The following is a 22056-nucleotide window of genomic DNA, read 5'->3' as shown; positions in this document are numbered from 1 at the left end:
TCTGAATTCTATTCCCCACACACCACACCCGACTGACATGAACGATTTTTGGGATACGGTTTTAAATTTTGCCGCCACCACCACCGAACGAGTGGGAAAGCAACTCCTCGAAGATTTTGGATCGGCGACGGCGTCGGAAAAAGCCGACGGATCGTTGGTGACGAAATCCGATATGCGATCGGATGCCCAAATTCGCGCCGCCATTGCCGAAGCGTTTCCCGAACACGGCATCTTAGCTGAAGAAAGTTCTCGCACCTTCCCCGATACCGAATGGTGCTGGATCGTCGATCCCATTGACGGTACGACGAATTTCGCGCGGGGGGTTCCCGTCTGGGGAATTTCCATGGGGTTGCTGTATCGCGGCACTCCGGTTTTCGGCTATGTCCATTTTCCCCCCATCGGTCAATCGTTTCACGGCTTTTGGTATGGGGATTCCGGTTTGACGGGACCTACCGGTGCCTATCTGAACGGTCAACTCATTCAGGCTAGTTCTGACAATCCCTCCGGAAACCATTTTTTCAGCTTTTGTTCCCGCAGCATTCGGGCGATCGAACATCCATTTCCCTGCAAAATTCGCATGGTGGGGGTGGCAACCTACAATCTCCTGATGGTGGCGAATGGGGTGGCGTTGGGTGCGGTGGAAGCGACGCCGAAAATCTGGGATATTGCCGCTGTTTTGCCGATCGTGCGTGCTGCGGGTGGTGTTTGGGTCTTTCTCGACGAGCGGACTCAATTCCCCCTCACATCGGGTCTGGACTATACGAGTTTGTCGATGCCTTCTTTGGTGGTTGCTCGCCAAGAATTAGTGGAGGCATTTCAACCTCTAGTTTCGTCTCTGGGAGTTTAGGTGCGATCGATGCCGTCTGTGGAAACATTTTCCTGAATATCGAGTCTTTATACTCGATCGCAATTCGATCGAGCGAAAATCATCTCAGTCCCGATCGAGGGACGCGAAGAAAAATTATTATCCTTTCTCTGGAAAAACGATTTTTCGATCGCAATTTGAATTAAATTTTAATACTTACTTTATCTTTATAACAAACAGCAACCGAAGGATACCCCATCGAGTCTTTCTCGTTTAAACGGCTTTAAATCCAGAGCTAGTATAGGCTTTATCTATTTTGAGTCTGGAGCTGGATCGATCGAGTTCGATCGACCTATGGAATTTTCTACGGGATATTTCACAGACCGTATTGCTTTGATATCAAGGTTTTGAGTCTGGATCGGCATTGAAAATCGGTGTTTGCTCCCAACGACAACGAACCCTTAAAATTGAATCAGTATTTTTACCTAAACACGATTTAACCCTCGCGAATCCCGATCGACTCAATTTGTGGATTTTACGGAAAATGTGACCGCTATCATTACAAAAAGTGACAAATCGCACTGACAAAAAGCTTGATATAAGGGTGTCTCAGTCAAATCACGGATGACAGAGATGAAAAAAGAGCTATAGACTACTTAAAGAAACGATCGAAAAAATAATTTTTTTCCGTCACGGATCGAAAATAATGTTAATAACTCAATCCTCTTTAGCGATAAAGAGATTTACAAAAACGATGGCCGTCATCTCCTTGATGGCAATCGCCCTTCCCAGCCACAGTAGCGTTCGATTCTCTTGGGCAAATTATCAGATTTCGGAACGAACCACATCTCAATCATCTATAAGTTCTGTAACATTAGAGCCACCCAACGACGATATTCCCAAAGATACAGTTGGTGGTGTCGGTTCGTAAAAAATATCCCATTTTTTTCAAATTCGCGTATAATTGAACCCAATAATAAAATTAAAATTGGGCTAAAAAGAAAATTGGCTTGGATCCAGAGATACGTCTCGAACTCCAAACACCATCTTCAATCAAAATTTTTCAATTGCATAACTGGGTCGTTCAAAAATCCAATCAAAATTTGAGAACGCCACGGTGCTATGGCTACTAAAATTAATAGGGGTTATGGGTCTTGTTAGGTGAATGTATCCGGCAAGGTCGAGTCGCTCGAATCGCTCGACGATCGAGAATGTCGTGTACTGTGCCTTGAAAGGATGGCAACAGGATAGTACATCAATAAGATTGCGGTCTGAGTTCTTTAGAGTGCTCTAGTTTCGCGCGATCGCTCTTTGGGAGCGTTACCCGATGTTGGTGTGACGCTAAAATACACGCAGTCATGGGTTGTCGTTAATTTCGATAAATACCCGATCGGCCGCGAGTTCACCCTCGATCTCCTTTATTTATGTGGTGGTTCAATCGCTCGAACGAAAGCTGGCGATGGCAGCGAATGTTGCTAGTCGCCCCAACAATTGCCGGTATCGTGCTGGTTGCTAACTTTTTCGGATTATTTCAGTTTGTAGAATGGGCGGCGCTCGATCGCTTATTTCGCTGGCGTCCCACTGAATCCTCGGATTCGCGAATTCTCTTAGTGACAATCGACGAACCGGATATTCAAAACGTCGGACAGTGGCCGATACCGAACACGGTATTAGTCGAACTATTAGAAAAACTCAAAGCCCAACAGCCTCGGGTAATTGGTTTGGCGCTTTATCGAGATTTACCCACTGGAGAAGACGATCGCGCTCTCCAAAGGCTGTTTGCATCCATGCCCAACCTGATCGGTGTTGAAAAGGTCGGTGGGGATGCCGTCGCGCCCCATCCTACCCTCGAAGAAAACGATCGCGTCGGCATGGTGGATTTACTCTTGGATGCTGATGGTAAAGTACGTCGCAGCTTGCTCTCGGTCAAATCGGACCCCGATCGCACCAGTTTGAGTTTCGGACTGCGGGTGAGTTTGATGTATCTAGAAAATGAGGGCATCTCTCTAGATCCGCTCGACCCCGCCGAGCAGCGCTACCAACTCGGTCGAGCAGTTTTCGTACCCTTCCAGGAGAATGATGGCGGTTACGTTCGAGCAGACGATAGCGGTTATCAAATGCTCGTTAACTATCGGGGAACGCGGGAGAATTTTCTCAGTGTCTCGATGACCGACGTACTCGAAGGTCGAATTCCGGAAAATCTGATGCGCGATCGGGTCATTTTGGTGGGAACCACCGCTCGACGCTTCAGTCCATTTTTTGAGACCCCCTACAGTGGCGGTTTACTCCGAACGCCGAATTTCTCATCGGGTTTGGTGGTTCACGCCAACATCACCAGTCAAATTTTGAGTGCGGCTTTGGACGGTCGCTCTTTTGTAAAGGTTGGCTCCGAACCCCTCGAAGGTTTGTGGGTTTTGTTATGGTCTTTTGTTGGTAGCTGGGTGAGTTGGCTCTGGTTGCGGGACAATCCTATCCAAGGCAAAATCCCCATCCAATTGAGCATACTCGGCACAATTGTGACCGGAACCGGACTCCTTTTAATCTTTGGCAGCTATATGGCCTTTGTCGGGGGCTGGTGGTTGCCGGTTGTTACTCCTTTTTGTGCTCTGGTTGGTTCCACAATCGCGATGGCGGCCGATCGAGTGGTCAAATTGCACCAAGAAAAAACAGATCTCGAAAGACTGCTGCAAACCACGGCCGAAAACTCCGATAAAATGGCAGCCCACCTGCACCAAAAAGCTGAGGAAACCCTGCGCGAAAGTTACGCTCGGTTGACTCAATTTATGGAAGCAATGCCTGTTGGAATTGCCGTCCTCGATCGAGAAGGAAAAATTTACTATACCAATCTTCGGGCGCAGCAACTCTTCGGTCAAGGGGAGCGCCGACCGTCGAACTCTAAAAATCGAGGGGAATTCTATCAAATTTATCAAGCCGGCACCGACCGACTGTATCCCTACGAAAAACTAACGGCGACCCAAGCACTTGAAGGGAAAATCACCCGCGCCGACGATATGGAAATTCATCGCGGCAATAAAGTTATTCCCATTGAAAGTTGGGGCACTCCTATCTACGATCGCCAAGGGAATATTAAATATGCAATTATTGCCTTTCAAGACATTACGGAACGGCAAAAAGCATGGGCCGAGCGAGTGTTGTTCTCACAAGAACTCGAAGCCAAAAATATTGCCTTGCAAGAAATGGATCGGCTCAAAGATGAGTTTCTCAAACGCACGACCCACGAACTTCGAACACCTCTCAATGGCATTATGGGTTCGATTTCGTTGATTGTGGATGGGTATTGCGACGATCGCGAAGAAGAAATGGAAATGCTCCAGCAAGCCCATCGCTCTTCCTTGCAATTATTTGAGTTAATCAGCGAACTCCTAGATTTGAGCCAGCTCAAATCCGGTGACGTTGCTCTCAATCTCAAATCAATCGATTTAAACTCTTGTTTGGCGAAAGCGGTGTATTTACATATCCCGAACTTACAAGATAAATCTCTGAAGCTGATCAAAAATTATTCAAAAGAAATTCTGAAAGTTAAAGCCGATTCCAAAAAACTCAAACAAGTTTTCATTAATATTATTGGTAATGCCATCAAATTTACCGATCGCGGTAGCATTACGATTTCGACGGCTCTCAAAGTTTTGAAGATCGGCAATATACCCCAGACTTCCTTTGCGGTTGTCACGGTTCGAGATACGGGTATCGGCATCGATCCGAAGCTACAATCGCAAATGTTTGAAGCCTTTATGATGGAATATGGTTCCGTCACTCGTCCCTATGGTGGGAACGGACTTGGCTTGACGATCGCTCAAAACTTCATGAAGATGATGGGGGGGTTCGTCACCCTCAAAAGTCCTGGAAAAAACCAAGGTACGATCGTCGAAATTACGATTCCCATAGCCAAAGAAACCCCGATGGAGATGCCATCCACGGTTGAATCATCAGAACGAGTCGTTCCCACCTATCACTCAGAGCATGTTTGATCCGTTCGTCATCTGAAATTGAAATTTACACTGACTGTAGCGGGCGGGAACCTGTCATCTCTTGCGATCGGATTCAGCTTATAGCAGTTTTCACAAAGGTAGACCCCCGGTTATAACCCCTACTGCTGCTAACATTTTTCCGAGCAACTCTGTATGGGGTCAATGTTTGTGCAAACCGCTATAAGTTTGCGGGTGGCGGTGAGTAAGAGTTTGACAGTAACGATTCACCGAGCTTCATATCGTATCAAGCCCTAAAATCATCGTCTCATTCTCAATCGTTATATAAAAGCGATCGTGACTGTTGATGCTGGGGATCTCGTCCTATGATGAGGCTAAGTACGAGCGCGACGATCGACGCTCCGCCAACCTTGACGGTTTACATTGGGTGAGAAAACTTACGATCGAAACCTAATATTTGAACCCGATACCGTATCCGATCCAATAAAGCGTTTCCTCGATCGTCAGCTAACCTGTCAACCTAGCAAAATTCCTATAGATATGGCAGTCAAAAAACAGTTCGGTAGCTTCCAAGATTTACTCGCCGATTCGGATGTACCCGTACTGGTCGATTTTTACGAACCTTGGTGCGGACCATGTCAAATGATGGCACCGATTTTAGAGCAGGTGAACGAGCAGCTCAAACCAAAGTTACGTATTGTCAAAATTAATACCGGCAACTATCCCAGCCTAGGAACGAAATATCACATTGCGGCATTACCGACCTTAGTGTTATTTAAAAACGGTCAACCGATCGATCGAATTGAAGGGGTGATGGCTGCCGAACGACTGATTCCTCGCCTGGAAAGTTTTTTGTAATCAACAGTCTAGCTCTAGTTCGCGCATCCCTTGGAATCGGCAACGTGACATCGATCGACGGAGCTTAGAAGAAGTGTGACAAGATCTCGATTTCACGATCGCCGCAGACATTTCACTCCCTTGAGATTTTACTCCACTTAAGTCGTCCCTTCAGGATGCATCGTTGACCCATAGGGACTCAGCGCTGTTTTCACCTAGTGTCGCTACGGGTCATTAAGAATGCGCGTAGGAAAAATGCTGACTGTACATCGCTTTGCGCGATTGAGAACGAGCTTGTTGTTTCTGCCGCACTGCAGTGGGGGAGCCGAGCATCGATGAACGTCATGTATAGCGCTACGCGAAGCGGGAACAGGGAACGGGGAACGGGGAACAGTAGACTCTCAGAGAGTTTCAGGATTTATAAATGTCCTAACTAATTTGCGTAGTGCGATACAACTTAACGATCCAAAACCTGACAATGCGGGGTAACTGGAGTTGGGAGAAGGGGAAAGGGGGAATTTTTGGACTCGCTCACCACATGGCGAGCGCTCAAAGTTGCACATCACATGATTAGATATCTCCGAATACTGACGCTTGGGTGTCCCTCTCGATCGGATGCCATGAGACAATGTTAAAAGATTGTTAAACATTGAAGGCAGAGACATGGCTCAAATTGAATTTACGAGAGGAATTAAAGAAGAAATCGTACCCGACATTCGGATGACCCGTGCTAAATCTGGCAACAACGGTAAGGCCATCTTTTTTTTTGAAAATCCTAACGCCCTTTCTCCCGAGTACGGTCAAGAGATTACTGGGATGTATCTGGTGGATGAGGAAGGAGAACTCGTCACCCGAGATGTTAAGGGTAAGTTTATCAATGGCAAAGCCACCCACTTAGAAGTGGTTTACGTGTGGAAGACTCCAGAAGATTTCGATCGCTTTATGCGTTTTATGGAACGATATGGAGAAGAAAACGGTCTGGGATTCAATAAGGCCCAAGAGTAAATTCTCCGGTTGTGGTTTTTTGGGTTCTGGGTGCGTTGGGGTGTCGAAATCGACATTGAAGATTGAAATGGCAGCGCATCCTTTGCGATCGTTAAAGGTGGGACAATCGTTGCCCAAAGCACCCTACATGTAGTCAGTCCGACTCTCCATAAAGAAAACCCCCTGGAAAGACGACTAGAGTATAGGAGCGTCCAGGGGGCGTATTAGTGCATGGGTGCTATATTTTTCGCTTATCTCCATTGTCCGCTACTGGTCTAAGAGGTTAGGCAAAGGAATTGCAAAGATACAAAATCATTAATTTAAAGATCCGCCACATCTCGAAGAATCTCCGACTTGGGCTCGTTGGTATATCTATTGCGCTCTCCACGACGATCGCACCAACTCGAACTCAGGTTTTGGCCCAAACAAGTTGTCCGGCGCAAGTCGACCCCCTCATCGAGCAGATGTTACCGGACTTACCCAGTTATGCCAATCGCGCCATCTCCCGCTCTCGTCAAAGGGAAAATCCCGATCCGCCCAGTTCGATTATCGTTGCCGGACAACCAGAATTTACCCCCCTACCCCTGGGAACGGCACGCTCGACCGTCGGGACGGAACATTCCGAAGAAAGGGAAGAAAACGTCCGGCAGGTATTTTTTAGCACCTTAGAGCGTGTCTACACCCCCACAGATGCGATCGAATTGCAGGGATACCACTGGTTGTTTATCACCCCAACTCAGAACGGGTGGCAGTTGGTGGTGATGTATTCCGTATTCGATTCCTACCTGGCTTCAAATGCGCCAACACCGCCGGAAAACACCACAGATGGGGCACTCGCCCAGGGGGTGCGCAACTGGTTGCGTGACTGTCAGGCCCGGAATATGGAGCCGCAAAGTCGTGTCTAGAACCCGATCGATTCTCTTGCTGCTGCTGATTCTGCTTGGTGGTGGGGTGGTGGCTTTCGGGTGGCGGCGCGGTTCCACCCTGACGCCAAAATTACCTTCTCTACCCCAAGACCCCTTTATTCGCGCCTATTTCAACCACAACCGGGCCGCTGAGTATACCGAACCCTATCGAGGGCAAACCCGTGCTGGAGATGATTTAGAAGGCTCGATCGTCCGGGCGATCGAAAACGCAACGACGCGGGTGGACGTGGCGGTGCAAGAGCTGCGGTTGCCCAAAATTGCACGGGCATTGGTCGATCGCCACCAAGCAGGAGTAGAGGTGCGGGTCATTCTCGAAAATACCTACAACCGACCCTGGAGCGATTATACCGAGACCGAACTCAATACACTCGAAGCGCGCGATCGCCAGCGACTTCAGGAAGGACGGCGGTTTATCGATATTAATGGTGATGGCTCTCTCAGTTCTGAGGAAATTCGCCAGCGGGATGCTTTAGTTATTTTGCGAGATGGAGGAGTTCCTCTACTGGACGATACTGCAGACGGGTCGAAAGGTAGCGGTTTGATGCACCATAAATTCGTCATCGCCGACGATCGCCTCCTCATCGTCACCTCGGCGAATTTTACCCCCTCCGGCATTCATGGCGATCTGGGAAAACCCGCCAGCCGGGGTAATGCGAATAACCTGCTCGAACTCGATAGTACCGAGTTGGCGCGGGTATTTACCGAAGAATTTAACATCATGTGGGGAGATGGTCCCCAAGGGAAACCGGACAGTCGGTTCGGTTTGCAAAAACCTGCTCGCGGTACGACGAACGTTACCCTGGGAGAAACCTCCGTCTCGGTGCAGTTTTCCCCCACTTCCCGCACCCGTCCTTGGAACGAGAGCGTTAACGGAACGATCTCCCAAATTCTCAGCGGTACGGCGCGATCGGTAGATTTGGCGCTGTTCGTTTTTTCCGAACAACGGGTGGCGGATGCACTGTACGAACGTCACCGAGATGGGGTAGCGGTGCGAGCGCTCATCGATCCGAGTTTTGCCTTTCGCGAATACAGCGAAGGGTTGGATATGTTGGGGGTGGCACTGCCTAATGCCAAATGCGAGTACGAAGCGGACAATCGTCCTTGGAAACATGCGATCGACTCTGTTGGTGTTCCCCTACTTCCCCCCGGTGATAAATTGCATCACAAATTTGCTCTCATCGACGATCGCATTACCATCGCCGGTTCCCATAATTGGTCCGCTGCAGCCAATCTTCAAAATGACGAAACCTTACTGATCGTCCGCAGTCCAATTGTCGCCGCTCACTTTCGGCGAGAGTTCGATCGCCTCTACACCGACGCAACCCTCGGTCTTCCCGATAGTCTGGAAAACGCGGTACGCAAACGAACGCAGGAATGTCCGCCACCGCTTCCACCCACCCAAACTCGGGCCAAAGTGAATTTGAATACAGCCACCCAGCAGGAGTTGGAAGCCCTTCCCGGTGTTGGACCCACTTTGGCGCAAAATATTATCGCCGCGCGATCGCAAAAACCCTTCACGTCCCTTGAAGATCTCGATGGAGTGTCGGGCATCGGACCGGCGAAGTTAGAACAGTTAAGGGATTTAGTCACCTGGTAAATTCATGGGTGGTCGGTTTTGGGATATGGGACACACCCAATCCTCTCTACGACCGTCAGAATCGAAAAACCCCTTCACCTCAAAAGAGGGAAGGGGAGGCTTGATTGGGTATAGCAACCTTGGGTGTACTGATTCTTACAATAAGAGGAGAGTATGAAAAACTTGTGAAAATCAGTCGAGCTTCAACATTTCTTCGTACAAAAAAAGTAACTCAAAAGACAATGGCACCGTGAGGATGTTTGTGTTTCTAAGATGACACGCATTGGTGCATACCATCAGTATACTGGCACTCCTTACTGTCCATGATTAGTATGGTGGTTGTCATATCGCTGTATTCATCTAGATGAGGACAGTCTGATATCCCACGAGTATCTTTCTGAGCCAGCTCAATACTGCTGCCGTGACTCCCCCAACTCACCAATACCGTCCATAGCGATCCTGAATAGAGCGATCGACCCTCTCCATGACAAAATCTTCCCCCATCGTTACCCTCATTGCGTTCTTACTTCTGTCGTTCGTGGGATGGGGGTTGTGTACGATCTTCAGTCCAACTCAGCATATCGCTTCTGAATCCTTTTCGATTTCCCTGGATGCCGATCGAGCATTAGTCGCTCAATTGTATACTCCTCGAAATCAACCCACCCCTCACCCGGTGGTGATTTTGGGTCACGGATGGAACAATTGCAAAGCGATGGTGACTCCTTTAGCGATGGAACTAGCGCGACACGGGATTGCCACGTTAACCTTCGATTTTGGTGGCTTTGGCGAATCCTACCCCCTCCCGACTGCCGAAAAATCAATCGATCGCCTCGAAACCAGTACCTTAGAAGATGCTCGATCGGTGTTGAGCTGGATTCGCGATCGCCCCGAACGTTTCGATGTCACCCGCATTGCCATCGGCGGTCATTCTATGGGGGGAACGACGGCGTTACAACTGGGGCAAATCGACCCGCAATTAAAGGCCACGGTGGTGTTGAGTATGACGGGAACGGTAACGCCTACTACGCCTAAGAATTTGTGGGTGGGGGTTGGGGTTTACGAGCAAATGCATTCCCCCGCAGACGCGCGGAACATGATGGCACAAGCAACTGATAGTCGAGATTTGACCTGTCTCGATGACGGTATCTGCGGCAATTTTGCTACGGGAACGGCGCGCCGGTTGGCGATCTCTGCAACGACCGACCATGTTTTTGCCCCCTACGATGCCCGATTGATGAGGGCGGTGTTGCGTTGGCTCGATCGAGCGTTAGAAGTGAAAATGGGGGATGTGTCGCTGGTACTGCCGGGATGGATACTAGGTTGGGGATTGGTCTTTGGCGGAGGTCTGGGGGTCGGCATTTGGGGGGTTTGGCAACTCGATCGCATTTGGGCAGGTCTTGGCAGGCAAAGACTCTGGCGATATGGCAATCCCGTGTTTTGGTCGATGGTGGCGATCGCAGTGTGGGGATACTTCCACCCCCTTTGGGTTGATACGGCTACGAATCTCCTCGTCTTCAATTGCATACTGTTACTGACGAGCAATTACGCCCTTGGCAATCGGAAAAAATTTCCCAAAGCCTTGCGCGTCGTGGGGTTGTACGTCTGTTTATTCGAGGTGGCTATCCTGCTACCGGCGATCGTTTTTGGTTTGGAAGAGCTTTGGCAGCAGCCGGCGTATTTATTGGAACTCCCGCAGTTTATCAGTCAATGGCTGTTGTGGAGTAGCTATTTCGCTTCTCAATTCATCAAGGCGGCATTATTCCAGGCGACGACTTTAGAACTGCGCCTGACGGGGTGGTTCGTGGTGTTGGTGTTATGGGAGTATTTCCGACCGGGGGGGATATTGAGGGCGATCGAGCGAGTTGCGGTTTTTGGAGTGGGGTGGTTGCGCCGTCCCCTGAAACTTACCACGGGTCAGGTGTCTTCTCGGCAGGCGATCGGGTTATCGATTTTGACCGCGATTCTGGTAGTTTTAGTTCACCAGCGAGCTGCTGACGGCATTCTGGAATTGTTGACAAGTGATGGCAGTTTGGTGTTGCGGCAGGTGAGTCTGTTGCTGTTATTGCCCCTGGTGACAATTTTGGGGTGCGTGCGATCGTCTTGGTTCCGCCGTTGGGAATCGGCTGCGATCGCCCTCAATTCTCGAAGTATTGATGCCAATTGTCGCTCAACTTAGAATCCTCGATCGCATCTCGATGGTCTCGGTATAGTTGCCGCAACACGCCTTCAATCTGTGCCTCGCTCATTGCGGCGAGGAGGATATCAAGTACATCCACCAAACTTGCCGCACTTTCGGCTAGGGTGGGACTCAGGGCCCAAACATCTTGTACCCAGTCACTGGCTTTGTCTCCAGTGAAGATAAGGTCTTCGAGTAAGGATTTGGCTTGCTCTTTGGAAAGGGTCATATATATGCAATCGTGTTCAGACACTAGTTACTATGGGCTGAGGGAGCAGGCAATCGCTGTGGAAGAGAGGTACTCGTGTGAGATTGAAGTGTCTGCGCCCTCACTGAATACAGCCATATTACAAGAGGTAAAGCATTAGATTTGAAGTCATTCAAAAAAGGTCAGACTTGGTGCATCTGACCTTTCTTACTAACGAAAGAGCGCGATTAAATATCCAAATCCGTCAAATTCAGCTTCGGTCCGTAGGTTTCGATAAACTCCCGACGCGGGGCCACCCGATCGCCCATTAACACGGTAAAAATGCGATCGGCTTCGGCCGCATCCTCGATTTCTACCCGCTTCATCATTCGGGTTTCTGGGTTCATCGTCGTATCCCACAATTGAGCGGGCATCATTTCACCTAAGCCCTTAAATCGCTGAATCGTGTAGTTGGCATTTGCTGGGAACTGGGCAATTTGGGCTTGCAAATCCCGATCGCTGTAACAGTAGTAATGGTTTCGCCCGCGTTCGAGTTTGTACAACGGCGGACAGGCAATATAAATGTAGCCCTGGTCAACCAATTCCCGCTGATAGCGATAGAAGAACGTCAGCAACAGGGTACGGATGTGCGCCCCGTCTACGTCCGCGTCGGTGTTGTGGGCGCAGAGTCCCCCAGTGCCGCAGACGAAGTTTTCGTCATCCTCCACGGAGAAATCGTAGACGTACTCGCCCACGGGTTCGATTTCCCGAACGCTGACCACTTTCAACCCCATTAAATCTTGCCCGATGGGGAGGTATTCCTGGGGTTGCCGTCGGGGACGGGCTAAATGTGCTTCGATATTCCCCGCGTTGTGATGTCGCCGCCAAATGCTGCGGAAATGTTCTAATTGGTCTTTGCCCGCAATCCGGACGGTGTAGTGGGGTCGCCGTCCTTTGGTACGGGCGCGGGAAGTGGGGGAAGGCTGATGGTGTCCCGTCCCGGCCACCACACCCAGTTGTCCCAGCAGATACAGGAGTCCGTCTTTGAGGGTTTTTGAGGCGGTAGTGATAATCAAACTATCGCGATCGATGGTTCCATCCCCCAAGAAGTAACCTTCGAGGAATGCCAGTTGCAGTTTCTCGGGTAGGCTAAACACCAAATCGGGGATTTTCTTCTCGTGCGATCGCTTGTTGAGTTCCCACGCCCGCATCAGTCGTGCTGCCGGAACGCTGCTAAAGCAGAGTTCGGAATACTTGCCTCGGGCTTCGTCGGAGTGGCAGCGGGGTGTCTCGCCAAAGAGTTTTTGGATGGTTTTGGTGAGGGGTTCGATAAACGGTTCCCCGCGCCGCCCCATATAGAGTTTGATATGGTGGTTGCTCTGTACCCCTTGGGCGACGTACCATCCCACGAACCACATCAAGTCTTTGGTAATGGGCAAGTAGCGATCGAAGGCTTTATCGGGATGCGATCGGGGAACGAGTTTCACGTTTTCTCCCAGTTTTGCTAATTCCCGATTGGTGAGTTCGTCGATGGGTTTGATGCAGCTCACTTCCCGCCAACTGGCATTTTTATTCTTGTCGTTTTTCGACAGGTACTTGCTAATCCGGGCGGGCAACTGGCGATAGGTAATGCTTTTCTCCCAGCCAATTTCCTCCAAGTAGGTGAGGAAGTGGGAGAGAATCGGGCGCTTGAGTCCCCGTTCCCAATTCCCGATCGTGCCGCCGTGTTTGACGTTGCACGATACCGCCACTTGATTGAGCGTCACTCCCGCCTCTTGCCGTTGGGCGATGAGTTGCTGCCACATTTCCGGGTTCAATTCGATCCGAGGTTCGCTCCACTGACTCGGTTGCGACACCCGCGCTAAAACCCGCTCTTTGGCAATTCGGCGCACGTCCTCCCCTTGAACGTACAGGGCGTGAGTTTCGTCGAACTGGCAGAAGGTTTGCAATAAGTCGATCCGCTTGGGACTTTTGGCGGGACGGGGAAGGTGGTGACTGGCAACGAGAATATCGTTGGGTTGGACTTCGTTGCCTTTTTTGAGCTTCACCCCATCGTTTTCATAGACGAAGACACTGTGAGAGGAGGTGACTTTAATCGTGCGATTGTACCGAGTGACAATTTCGTACATCGGTTCCTCGTGGGGGTGACGAATCACCGCTTTCAAGGGGCGGAACCGGGTGGCTTTGGTATCGGGATCGAAGGAAATCACTTGGTAGCGATCGGGATCGCGCCGTCCTTCCACGCAGTCGTCGATAAAATCGCCGATGTTGACGAATTCCGTCTGCCCCGAATCCTTCTGTACCAGCGTCGGTTCGTCCCCTGCCACGCTCATAATCACGATTCGGTGATAGCGCAGTTGATCGGCATCGAAGTCTTCCCCTTTAATCCCTAATCCCAGGGCAGTAATTAGGGATTGGATTTCGTTATTTTTGTAGATTTTGCTGTCGTCGGTTTTCTCGATGTTGAGGATTTTTCCGCGCAGGGGGAGGATGGCTTGGAAGCGGCGATCGCGTCCTTGTTTGGCGCTGTTGTGGACGAAGATACCGCAACTGAGGGCGAAGTTGTGGGTGTTGGGGACTTCGATATCGAATACGTCTTCCCGATAGTCAAGATGTTCGACGGATACGACTCGGTGATTGTAGTTGCGAACAGCCTGCCGCGCTCGCAAGTCGTCACCGCCAAAGTAGCGATCGCAGAAGGTTTCGTACTTCAGGATCGACCGATCTTTCAGGCGGCGGCGATAGTCTTCGTACATGCCGAAATCAAAGTAGCCCAGTTGGCGCAGAACTTCCCGCAGGGTTTCGATGGTTTTGCGATAGTAGGTGCGATCGAGCGCTTCGCGACGCTTTGCCCGAAACTCCCGCGTCCACTGCTCCTTGGTTTTCTCTCGCCGCCATTCGAGCAACTCTTCATTTTGCCATTGGGCTTTGGCTATCTCAGAATGCGCTTCTCGTGCCTCGGGGTTATTCTCAAAATACGTCCGCACGCGATCGGCTTGGGCTTGACGATTCGAGTCGTCGCTCCAATATTCTGACTGAGCTTTGTTTAACTGCTCCCGATTTTGCTGACGGTATTCTTCGTTGCTCTCGTAAAACTCCCGCCACTTCTGCCCCATATAGGCTTTGTAATTCTCATCCTCCCACTGAACCTTTGCCTGTACCGAGAGCATTTCGCGGGTGCGGGGGTCTTGCATCCGCTCGCTCATCATTGCCCGAAATTCGGCACTTTGATGGATTTGGCGGCTTTTTTCAATAACGTCGGGACGATGGAGGGTTTTTTCTAAGTTCTTGCGGTGTAATGCCAGATGCTCGTCGGCGGGCAATCGCTGAATGTTCGTGGGGTCGTTGTTGCGCTTGTTAAAATCCACGTGATGGCGGTGTTTGCCATCGGCCGCGCGATAGACCCCCCGCGCCAGGTTGTAGAAGTCGGCGAGCAAATGGGTGTAAATCCAGCGATCGGTTCCGGGACTCCACGCCATCTCGTACCCGTCGAGTCCCTGCCCCTTCTCGTTTTTCACAGACACCTTGCGATAGAGAGGCATTAGGGAATCCTCAGGAGTCAGCAACTCAGCCGCTTTGTACGTCCCATCTCGCATCATGAAGGGGTGATCGGGGGTACAAATAATAGTTTCCCCGTTATCGAGGGTGACTTTCACCAATTCGGCATTGGCTTTAGTCATGCGAGCGTTAATAATCCGCTCGATCGCCACTTTCCCGTCTGGGCGCATGGTGTAGCAGAAATGTTCTTCCCCTCGAGACTGCTCTTCAACGATCTGTTCGATAGGTATTTCACGACCATCAGCCAAAGAAACATAAGTATTTCTTATAAAACAGCCGCCCGCTGAATCCCCTTCCACGAGAAATATCTCCGATTCTGAGGGGTCTTTAGAGCTGCAATCCGCCAGTTTTCCGGGCAATGTAGAGGATTCGAGGACGGATTTGCGCCGCACCAACTCCCGCGCTCGTCGGGCAGCTTCTGCGGCGTTAAAAGCCTGAATTGCTTTTTCTAAAATGGCATCGCCGACGTTGGGATTAAAGTCGAGATATTCTGTGAGAACTTCCCCCACGAGGGAATCGACAATTCCCCGCACTTCCGTATTGCCGAGTTTGGTTTTGGTTTGTCCTTCAAATTCGGGATCGGGGACTTTAACGGAAATCACCCCCGTCAACCCTTCCCGAATATTTTCACCGCCGAGGTTGGAGTCGTTCTCTTTGAGTTTGTTGCGCTTGCGAGCGATCGAATTCATGGTGCGCGTCAGCACCGTTTTCAACCCTTCGAGGTGAGTTCCCCCATCCACGGTACGGATGTTGTTGGCAAAACCGAGCAAGTTATCGCTAAAAGCATCGATACACCATTGCAGGGCGGCTTCGACTTGAACGTTATTGCGTTCGCCGGAAATATAGATAATCTCTTCGTGGAGGGGGTCTTTCTCCCGGTTCATGTATTCGACGTATTCCCGAATGCCGCCTTCGTAATAGTAGGTTTCGACTTTAGGTTCGTCGGTTCCGAGCAATGCCAAACGGCGATCGCTCAAAGTAATTTTTACCCCGGCATTCAAATAGGCCAGTTCTCGAATCCGACGGGCAATGGTTGCATACTCGAATTCAATCCCGGTCGTAAATACCTCAATATCGGGCATAAACTGCACCGAAGTCCCGGTGCGACCTTTCTCTTTAGAGGGCTTCACTTTTAGGTCGGCAGCAGGTTTTCCCCGTTCGTAGCGCTGGGTATGTACCTTTTTCTCCCGCCAAACATTCACTTCCACCCATTCGGATAGGGCGTTCACGACGGATACGCCAACTCCGTGCAATCCCCCGGAAACCTTATAGCCGCCACCGCCAAACTTTCCCCCAGCGTGGAGGACGGTCATCACCGTTTCTAGGGCAGATTTCCCGGTTTTGGAGTGAACATCGGTGGGGATGCCGCGACCGTTATCGGTAACGGCAACAGAGCCATCGGCGTTTAAATCCACTTCGATGTGAGTGCAATAACCCGCGAGCGCTTCGTCGATCGAGTTATCGACGACTTCGTAGACGAGATGGTGGAGTCCTCGCGGTCCCGTGGAACCAATATACATCCCCGGACGTTTGCGGACGGCTTCTAAACCCTCTAGAACTTGAATCTGATCGGCACCGTAACTGCTGGTCATAACAACTTTCTCCATCTGTGGGGCTAGACACGCCGCGGAAGTCTAGCGATGACAAAAATATCCCAAATTTTAACACAAAAAGGTTAGTGGCGATTCTAGGGGGTGTTCAATGAAAATTTAGAAGGGGGTTGCACCCTCTTATTTTTTAAGTTTTAAGAATAAATCTTACGAACCCAGATCGAGCGGGTTCTCGATAACTTCAGGTCGAGCGCTCAAATACTCTAACAGTGAGGGTTCGACGAGTGCGGTGACGATTTCTTCAACGTCTTGATTGCTGAGTTTCGATTTCATGGGTCCGTTGTACTCTGGATCGGGAACCAGCACCGCCACAATTCCCATCCAACCCGATCGCACCTGTTGCCATTTTTGCTCGATGTTGCTGCCAGGTAGAGGATGCAAAACTTCAACGGCACGCACGATACCTCGTTTTAAGCCCTCGACGTGAGTTCCTCCATCAATCGTGCGGACTTGATTGGCAAAGCTGGTCAGGTGAAGCGCATCGTATAGATTTCGACCGGGATGAAAGCTTTTTTGGAATGCTTGCCCGAAAATTGCCGTACAGGGGAAAAAGTGCAGGATCTGTCTATATTCTACCTCGGATGGGATACGCCAGCGCAGGGCAACTTCCACTTGGATGCGATCGCGCTGGGTTTTAAGGTGAAAGATATCCGATGGCAGTGTGGGACTGGCATTGACCTGGGTTAAATAATCGGCGATGCCGTTGGGGTAATAGAAGGTGTCGATGTGTGGCGTTCTGCCGATGCGTTCTAAGCGGCGATCGCGCAGAACTAGTCGTAACCCCGGATTGAGATACGCCAGTTCGTGCAAGCGTATTGCCAATAACGTCGAATCGAACCGGGTCGTTGTTAGCATTTGCGGGTCGGGTTGAAATGCGATCGCCCTTCCCCGACGGTTTTCTGGGTTGGGTGTTTCTTGAAGGGATGTTACCGTTTCTCCGCGTTCGTAGCGTTGGAAAAATTGTCGATCGTTTTGCCAAATCGTTGCTTCCAGCCATTCCGATAAGGCATTGACGATGGTAACGCCACCCCCACGCAAACTTCCCTCAATTTTATAGAAATGTCGATATGGGTTGGGACTTTTGGGGGCCCAAAGCTGGGTCATTATCGATTCTAGAAATGACTTTCCAGTTTTGAGGCGAATATCGGTGGGAATGCCGCGACCATTATCGGTGACAACAACGGAACCATCAGCATTCAAATCCACTTCAATCTGAGTACACTCTCCTGCGATCGCCTCTTCAACGGCATTATCCAGTACGATATCGAGCAGACAATGCAATCCCCGCAAATCCGTATTGCCGATATACATCCCCGGTCGCCTGCGAACTGCCTCTAAACCGGTCAAAATCTCGATTTCATCACTACCATATTTGCTCGTCATCGCAACGTTCTCCATTTTGTGGCTAGAAGCACCGCGTATTTCCAGCGATGAAAAAAATCTCCTGAATGCTAACACAAAAAGGTTGGTGGCGATTTTATAGGGCTTTGGGTAAAAGTTTAGAGTGGGGTTACACCCTCTTTAAGTTCACGTTTCCTATGGAGAAGCAACGAAGACAAGTCAAGCAGGTTTTCGACAAGTTTGAGGCAAGTGTGACAGAACAATCCATCACATGCACCCCCTGGCAGAGTTGACGGGCAATTTTCACCGGCTCGATCGCGATTGCCATCGCCAGAACAAACAGGAACTGAGCACCAGGGTAAAGAGGATTGCCGCACTCCAGCCGCCAAAAACGCCGACTCCGAATTGCGGCAAAAAAACAACGAGTCCTTCGCCGCGATCGAAGGTCAAGATATGAGTTAGAGGTACGAAGCCGAACCAACTCAAAAGAACCGCAAGCAAACTGGGCATCCGAACGTCGCCAGTTCCCTGAAGGCAAAAAGCACTGCCAATATTCAAGGCGTTAAAAGCGTTGTAGGCAACCGCGAGCCACAATAACGTCTGACTTAGGGCAATGGTCGATTCAACTTCACCGTCGGCAGTGGTGACAAATAGCGGCACCAGCCAGTGCCCGTTGAGGGCGAGCACAGTATTCACTGAGATGGCGTAGGCAACGCACAAGGCGATCGCCACATTACCCAATCGCTTTGCCCAGACTCGATCGCCCGCGCCAATGGACTGACCCACCAGCGTCGTTCCGGCTTGGGCAATGCCTAACGCGGGCATGTATGCCGTCGAAGTCAGCGTCATCACAACCTGAGTAGCCGCCCCAGCTACGACACCGAGTTTGACCTGCATCATTTGAAATAATGCGATTCCAGTTAGATCGGCCGTCATCAAAAAGCCCAGGGGTATGCCCAAAGCAAATAAATAGCGAATCGTCGCCCACTCGGGTTTCCAGACTCGATGAGATTGGAAGCGCTGGCGAATTTTGCGCTGGAGAAAGGCATACAGGAAAATTGCCATACCCGCGATGAGAGATATCGTTGTTGCCCAAGCGGCCCCAGTCATCCCCATGCCCAACCGAAACATCAGCCCCTCATTGAGAATGGCATTGAGCGCGGCAATGGCGATCGATACCCCGAGGGTAATCGTCGGTTGACCGATGCCGTTGAAGAAAGCCGTCAATGCTAAATTGGCAATGGCGATCGCCAATCCCAACACGCGAGGAGTCCAATAGGCTTTTGCCAACTGTTCGATGGCGGGAGAAAGCCCAAACAGCTCGAGCCACCCGGAACCGGCAAATGCCAGCCACACAAATAGCGGTGCGAGTAATAGCGCACTCCAACATCCCGCCCCAACAGCCCGCGCGGCCCGATCGGGTTTACCTTCTCCATAAGCGCGAGCCACTAAGGTTTGCACGTACATTCCCACCCCGCCAAAGAGGATAAACACCACCAGAATCAGGAAGTAGAGTGCCCCCATGGCGGCGATCGCATCGGTAGACAGTCGTCCGATAAACCAAGAATCTGTCAGGTTCAAAATGGCTTGAACCCCGCTACTGAGAAATAGCGGAAACGCCAGGAGCAAGATGGCGCGATAGTCCACGCGACGTTTGCCCTGCAAATCGATTTTCACTGCAGGGACTAAGGATTCACGAGAATAAGCCATAGCCCGATTTTTAGGATTTTTAGATTTGAGTTCTCTGTCGCCAGAGCCAGTCAGTGTCCCGAACGCGGACCTAAAATAATTTCGTCGTGTTTTAGGCTTGGGTATCGAGCATTTTCTCGATCGAAACCGACACAGTGGCAGCTCTTCGTGTCACCTTGGCGAAAATATTCGATCGAGTATCGCCGTATTCAGAATGGTGAGGACAATTGTGCGAATGCATGGGCGTTCTCAACAATCTGATGAGTGGAAATATCCATCGCGAAAGTGAATACCGCGATCGCAAGTGACAAAGGGTCAAATTTGACCCAAAGCCCACAGCTGAAGGCTTACTGCTCAAGTATGCAAAAAATCCAAGGTTGAGATCTTGCACGTTTCTGCGATTTTTTGCACGTTCTCACTCTCACCGCTCGCGAATAAATGCTTTAGGCGTGACCCCAACCCAACGCTTAAAGTGGCGATTGAGATGGCTTTGATGGGCAAATCCCACCTCCAGAGCAATATCGGCGATCGCCAACTGACCTTCAACCAACAGTTGTTTCGCTTTTTCGACGCGCTGCCGAATCACATACTGATGGGGCGTAAATCCGGTTGACTGCTTGAAAGAACGGGTAAAGTAGTTGGGACTGAGTTGGGCGATCGCTGCCAGTTCGGTCAGGGTCAGATCGCGATCGAGATAAACATCCACGTACTCGATAACGCGACGCAACCGAGCGCGGGGCAATCCTCCATCTCGAGTCTGCCGCGGGGGTTGTTCCGAAGTATAGTGGCGCAGCAGATGGGCAAACAGCGCGCTGCACAGAGAGTCGGCATATAACCGTCCCCCCAAATTTCCCGACTCGAGTTCGCCTTTGAGAGATAAGCCAATGCCGTAGACCAACGGGTCGGCTGCGCTAAAGTGAGGGATGAGTTCGCTGGTTTGGCGCTCGCCAGCAGATTGCACCGTATTTAGGAAGGCGATCGGATCGAGGCTGAGGAGTAAATAGCGATTTTCGGTATCCCAATTGGCTCGGTGCGGCACGTTCGCCGGAACGACTAAAACACTACCGACTTGAAAGTAATTTTTTTGAAACCGCGTTCCCAACCATTGCTCGACCCGAGTCGGTATTTCCAGATGAATCAGAACCAGATGTCGCGCGCAAGCGACTTCGGGAATTTCGTGGGGTGGATGCTGGTAATAGCTCAGATGTACGCCGTTCCACTGTCCCGGATGGCTCGACAGGAGTGGAGCACAAGGCAAAACCCGCACGACTTCTCGGTCTTGGGTAAAGTCTATTGCTAGAGCGCTCGGTGCAGTTTGTTTGCGAGTTTTCGGCAATAATGGCTTCCCCTCACCCATTATCCGATCGCCTCAACCCCGGCCATCTCCAAAATTTCGGGAATCAAATCCTCTCGCCGCACTGCCATCATATGTACCCCCTGACAGAGTTGACGGGCAATTTTGACTTGTTCGGCAGCGATCGCCATTCCTTCTCGCAGGGGTTCTTCTGCTCGTTCCAACCGATCGATGGTTTCGTCAGGAATATGGACGCCGGGGACGTACTTATTAATAAACCGAGCGTTTTTCGCCGATTTGAGCAGAAAAATCCCCGCCAACACCGGCTTCCCCATCTTGTCCGCCACTTCCGTCATAAACTTATCGAGGCGATCGAAATCGGAAATCAGCTGACTTTGGAAAAACTGTGCCCCCGCGTCCACCTTACGCTCGAACCGACGTTGCAAAGATGAAAAGCTTTTCAGTTGCGGATCGACAGCCGCCCCGACAAATAAGTCTAGGGGTTCGTCCGGGAGGGGTTTATCGTTGGCATCGAAGCCGCGATTGAGCTTGTCGATGACCCCTAGCAATCGCACCGATTCGAGATCGAAAACCCCTCTGGCATCGGGATGATCTCCCGCTTTGACTGGGTCTCCCGTGAGGGCGAGAATGTTACGAATTCCCAAGGCATGGGCACCCATCAAATCGGCCTGCAAGCCGATGCGGTTGCGATCGCGACAGGCCACCTGACAAATCGGTTCGATGCCCTGTTGTTGGAGAAGCACCGAAGCCGCCAGCGACGACATCCGCAACACGGCGCGCGAACCATCGGTAATATTCACCCCGTGGACGCGACCTTTGAGGCATTGTGCCATTTTCAGCATATGGGCGGGATTTCCCCCTTTGGGCGGGGCAACCTCTGCGGTCACTAAAAATTCTTGGGCGCTGACAGCGTCGCGCAAGCGAGATAGGGTTTGGCTCATTGCTTCCGTACTAAATTCGATCGTGTTTGATTGGTCGCTACCCTATCATCAGATAGCCGATCGACGACGATCGGTTTTAGCTATTCTAGACGATGGAAGACCCGTACAGTTTGCTGTGGATGGCTCAAAAGCCGATTTCCAACTCGCTCGAAAATGAGTCTTTG

The 22056-nt window shown here is 50.7% G+C and carries 15 protein-coding genes; 8 read left to right on the top strand and 7 right to left on the bottom strand.

Annotated features, from left to right (window positions below; translation table 11 throughout):
* Window positions 1-37: 37 nt before the first annotated feature.
* From AC2215_RS17955 to AC2215_RS17920, 8 genes are all read left to right on the top strand, one after another.
* The gene (locus tag AC2215_RS17955) at window positions 38-847 is read left to right on the top strand and encodes an inositol monophosphatase family protein (protein ID WP_486811370.1); all 810 of its coding nucleotides are present in this window, start codon (window positions 38-40) and stop codon (window positions 845-847) included.
* A 712-nt stretch (window positions 848-1559) separates the two neighbouring features.
* Window positions 1560-1736, top strand: coding sequence for a hypothetical protein (locus tag AC2215_RS17950; RefSeq protein ID WP_486811369.1), 177 nt, complete (start codon window positions 1560-1562; stop codon window positions 1734-1736).
* Between the two features lie 493 nt (window positions 1737-2229).
* Complete coding sequence (locus AC2215_RS17945; RefSeq protein WP_486811368.1) at window positions 2230-4794, top strand: CHASE2 domain-containing protein; 2565 nt, start codon at window positions 2230-2232, stop codon at window positions 4792-4794.
* A gap of 498 nt (window positions 4795-5292) precedes the next feature.
* Entirely contained in the window at window positions 5293-5610 is a 318-nt protein-coding gene (trxA, locus tag AC2215_RS17940; RefSeq protein ID WP_486811367.1) for a thioredoxin, read from the top strand.
* A gap of 642 nt (window positions 5611-6252) precedes the next feature.
* Window positions 6253-6594 carry a photosystem II reaction center protein Psb28 gene (psb28, locus tag AC2215_RS17935; RefSeq protein WP_486811366.1) on the top strand — a complete coding sequence of 114 codons (342 nt, stop codon included), beginning with the start codon at window positions 6253-6255 and terminating at the stop codon, window positions 6592-6594.
* 395 nt (window positions 6595-6989) lie between these two features.
* Window positions 6990-7478, top strand: a complete 489-nt coding sequence (locus AC2215_RS17930) for a hypothetical protein (RefSeq protein WP_486811365.1) — start codon at window positions 6990-6992, stop codon at window positions 7476-7478.
* Window positions 7471-9096 carry a phospholipase D-like domain-containing protein gene (locus AC2215_RS17925; protein WP_486811364.1) on the top strand — a complete coding sequence of 542 codons (1626 nt, stop codon included), beginning with the start codon at window positions 7471-7473 and terminating at the stop codon, window positions 9094-9096. The genes AC2215_RS17930 and AC2215_RS17925 overlap by 8 nt, the downstream gene beginning before the upstream one ends.
* A gap of 463 nt (window positions 9097-9559) precedes the next feature.
* A complete protein-coding gene (locus AC2215_RS17920; protein WP_486811363.1) occupies window positions 9560-11251 on the top strand; it encodes an alpha/beta hydrolase in 1692 nt (563 codons plus the stop codon).
* Here the strand turns inward: AC2215_RS17920 and AC2215_RS17915 are convergent.
* The 7 genes from AC2215_RS17915 to AC2215_RS17885 form a co-directional block, all read right to left on the bottom strand.
* Window positions 11211-11480, bottom strand: a complete 270-nt coding sequence (locus AC2215_RS17915; RefSeq protein ID WP_486811362.1) for a hypothetical protein — start codon at window positions 11478-11480, stop codon at window positions 11211-11213. The two genes, AC2215_RS17920 and AC2215_RS17915, sit on opposite strands and share 41 nt — an antisense overlap.
* 206 nt (window positions 11481-11686) lie before the next feature.
* The gene (locus AC2215_RS17910) at window positions 11687-16588 is read right to left on the bottom strand and encodes an ATP-binding protein (RefSeq protein ID WP_486811376.1); all 4902 of its coding nucleotides are present in this window, start codon (window positions 16586-16588) and stop codon (window positions 11687-11689) included.
* Between the two features lie 165 nt (window positions 16589-16753).
* Window positions 16754-17989: an ATP-binding protein gene (locus tag AC2215_RS17905; RefSeq protein ID WP_486811361.1), complete on the bottom strand. Its 1236-nt coding sequence runs from the start codon at window positions 17987-17989 to the stop codon at window positions 16754-16756.
* Between the two features lie 261 nt (window positions 17990-18250).
* Window positions 18251-19657: an MATE family efflux transporter gene (locus tag AC2215_RS17900; RefSeq protein WP_486811360.1), complete on the bottom strand. Its 1407-nt coding sequence runs from the start codon at window positions 19655-19657 to the stop codon at window positions 18251-18253.
* A 91-nt stretch (window positions 19658-19748) separates the two neighbouring features.
* Window positions 19749-19877, bottom strand: coding sequence for a hypothetical protein (locus AC2215_RS17895; RefSeq protein WP_486811359.1), 129 nt, complete (start codon window positions 19875-19877; stop codon window positions 19749-19751).
* A 180-nt stretch (window positions 19878-20057) separates the two neighbouring features.
* Entirely contained in the window at window positions 20058-20972 is a 915-nt protein-coding gene (locus AC2215_RS17890; RefSeq protein ID WP_486811358.1) for a helix-turn-helix transcriptional regulator, read from the bottom strand.
* A gap of 20 nt (window positions 20973-20992) precedes the next feature.
* On the bottom strand, window positions 20993-21892 hold the full coding sequence (locus AC2215_RS17885) for a methylenetetrahydrofolate reductase (protein ID WP_486811357.1): 900 nt from the start codon (window positions 21890-21892) through the stop codon (window positions 20993-20995).
* Window positions 21893-22056: the final 164 nt, after the last annotated feature.

The organism is Zarconia sp., from assembly GCF_057467645.1.
Note: the sequence above shows the minus strand (reverse complement) of the source record. Positions and strands in the feature narration are given on the sequence as shown.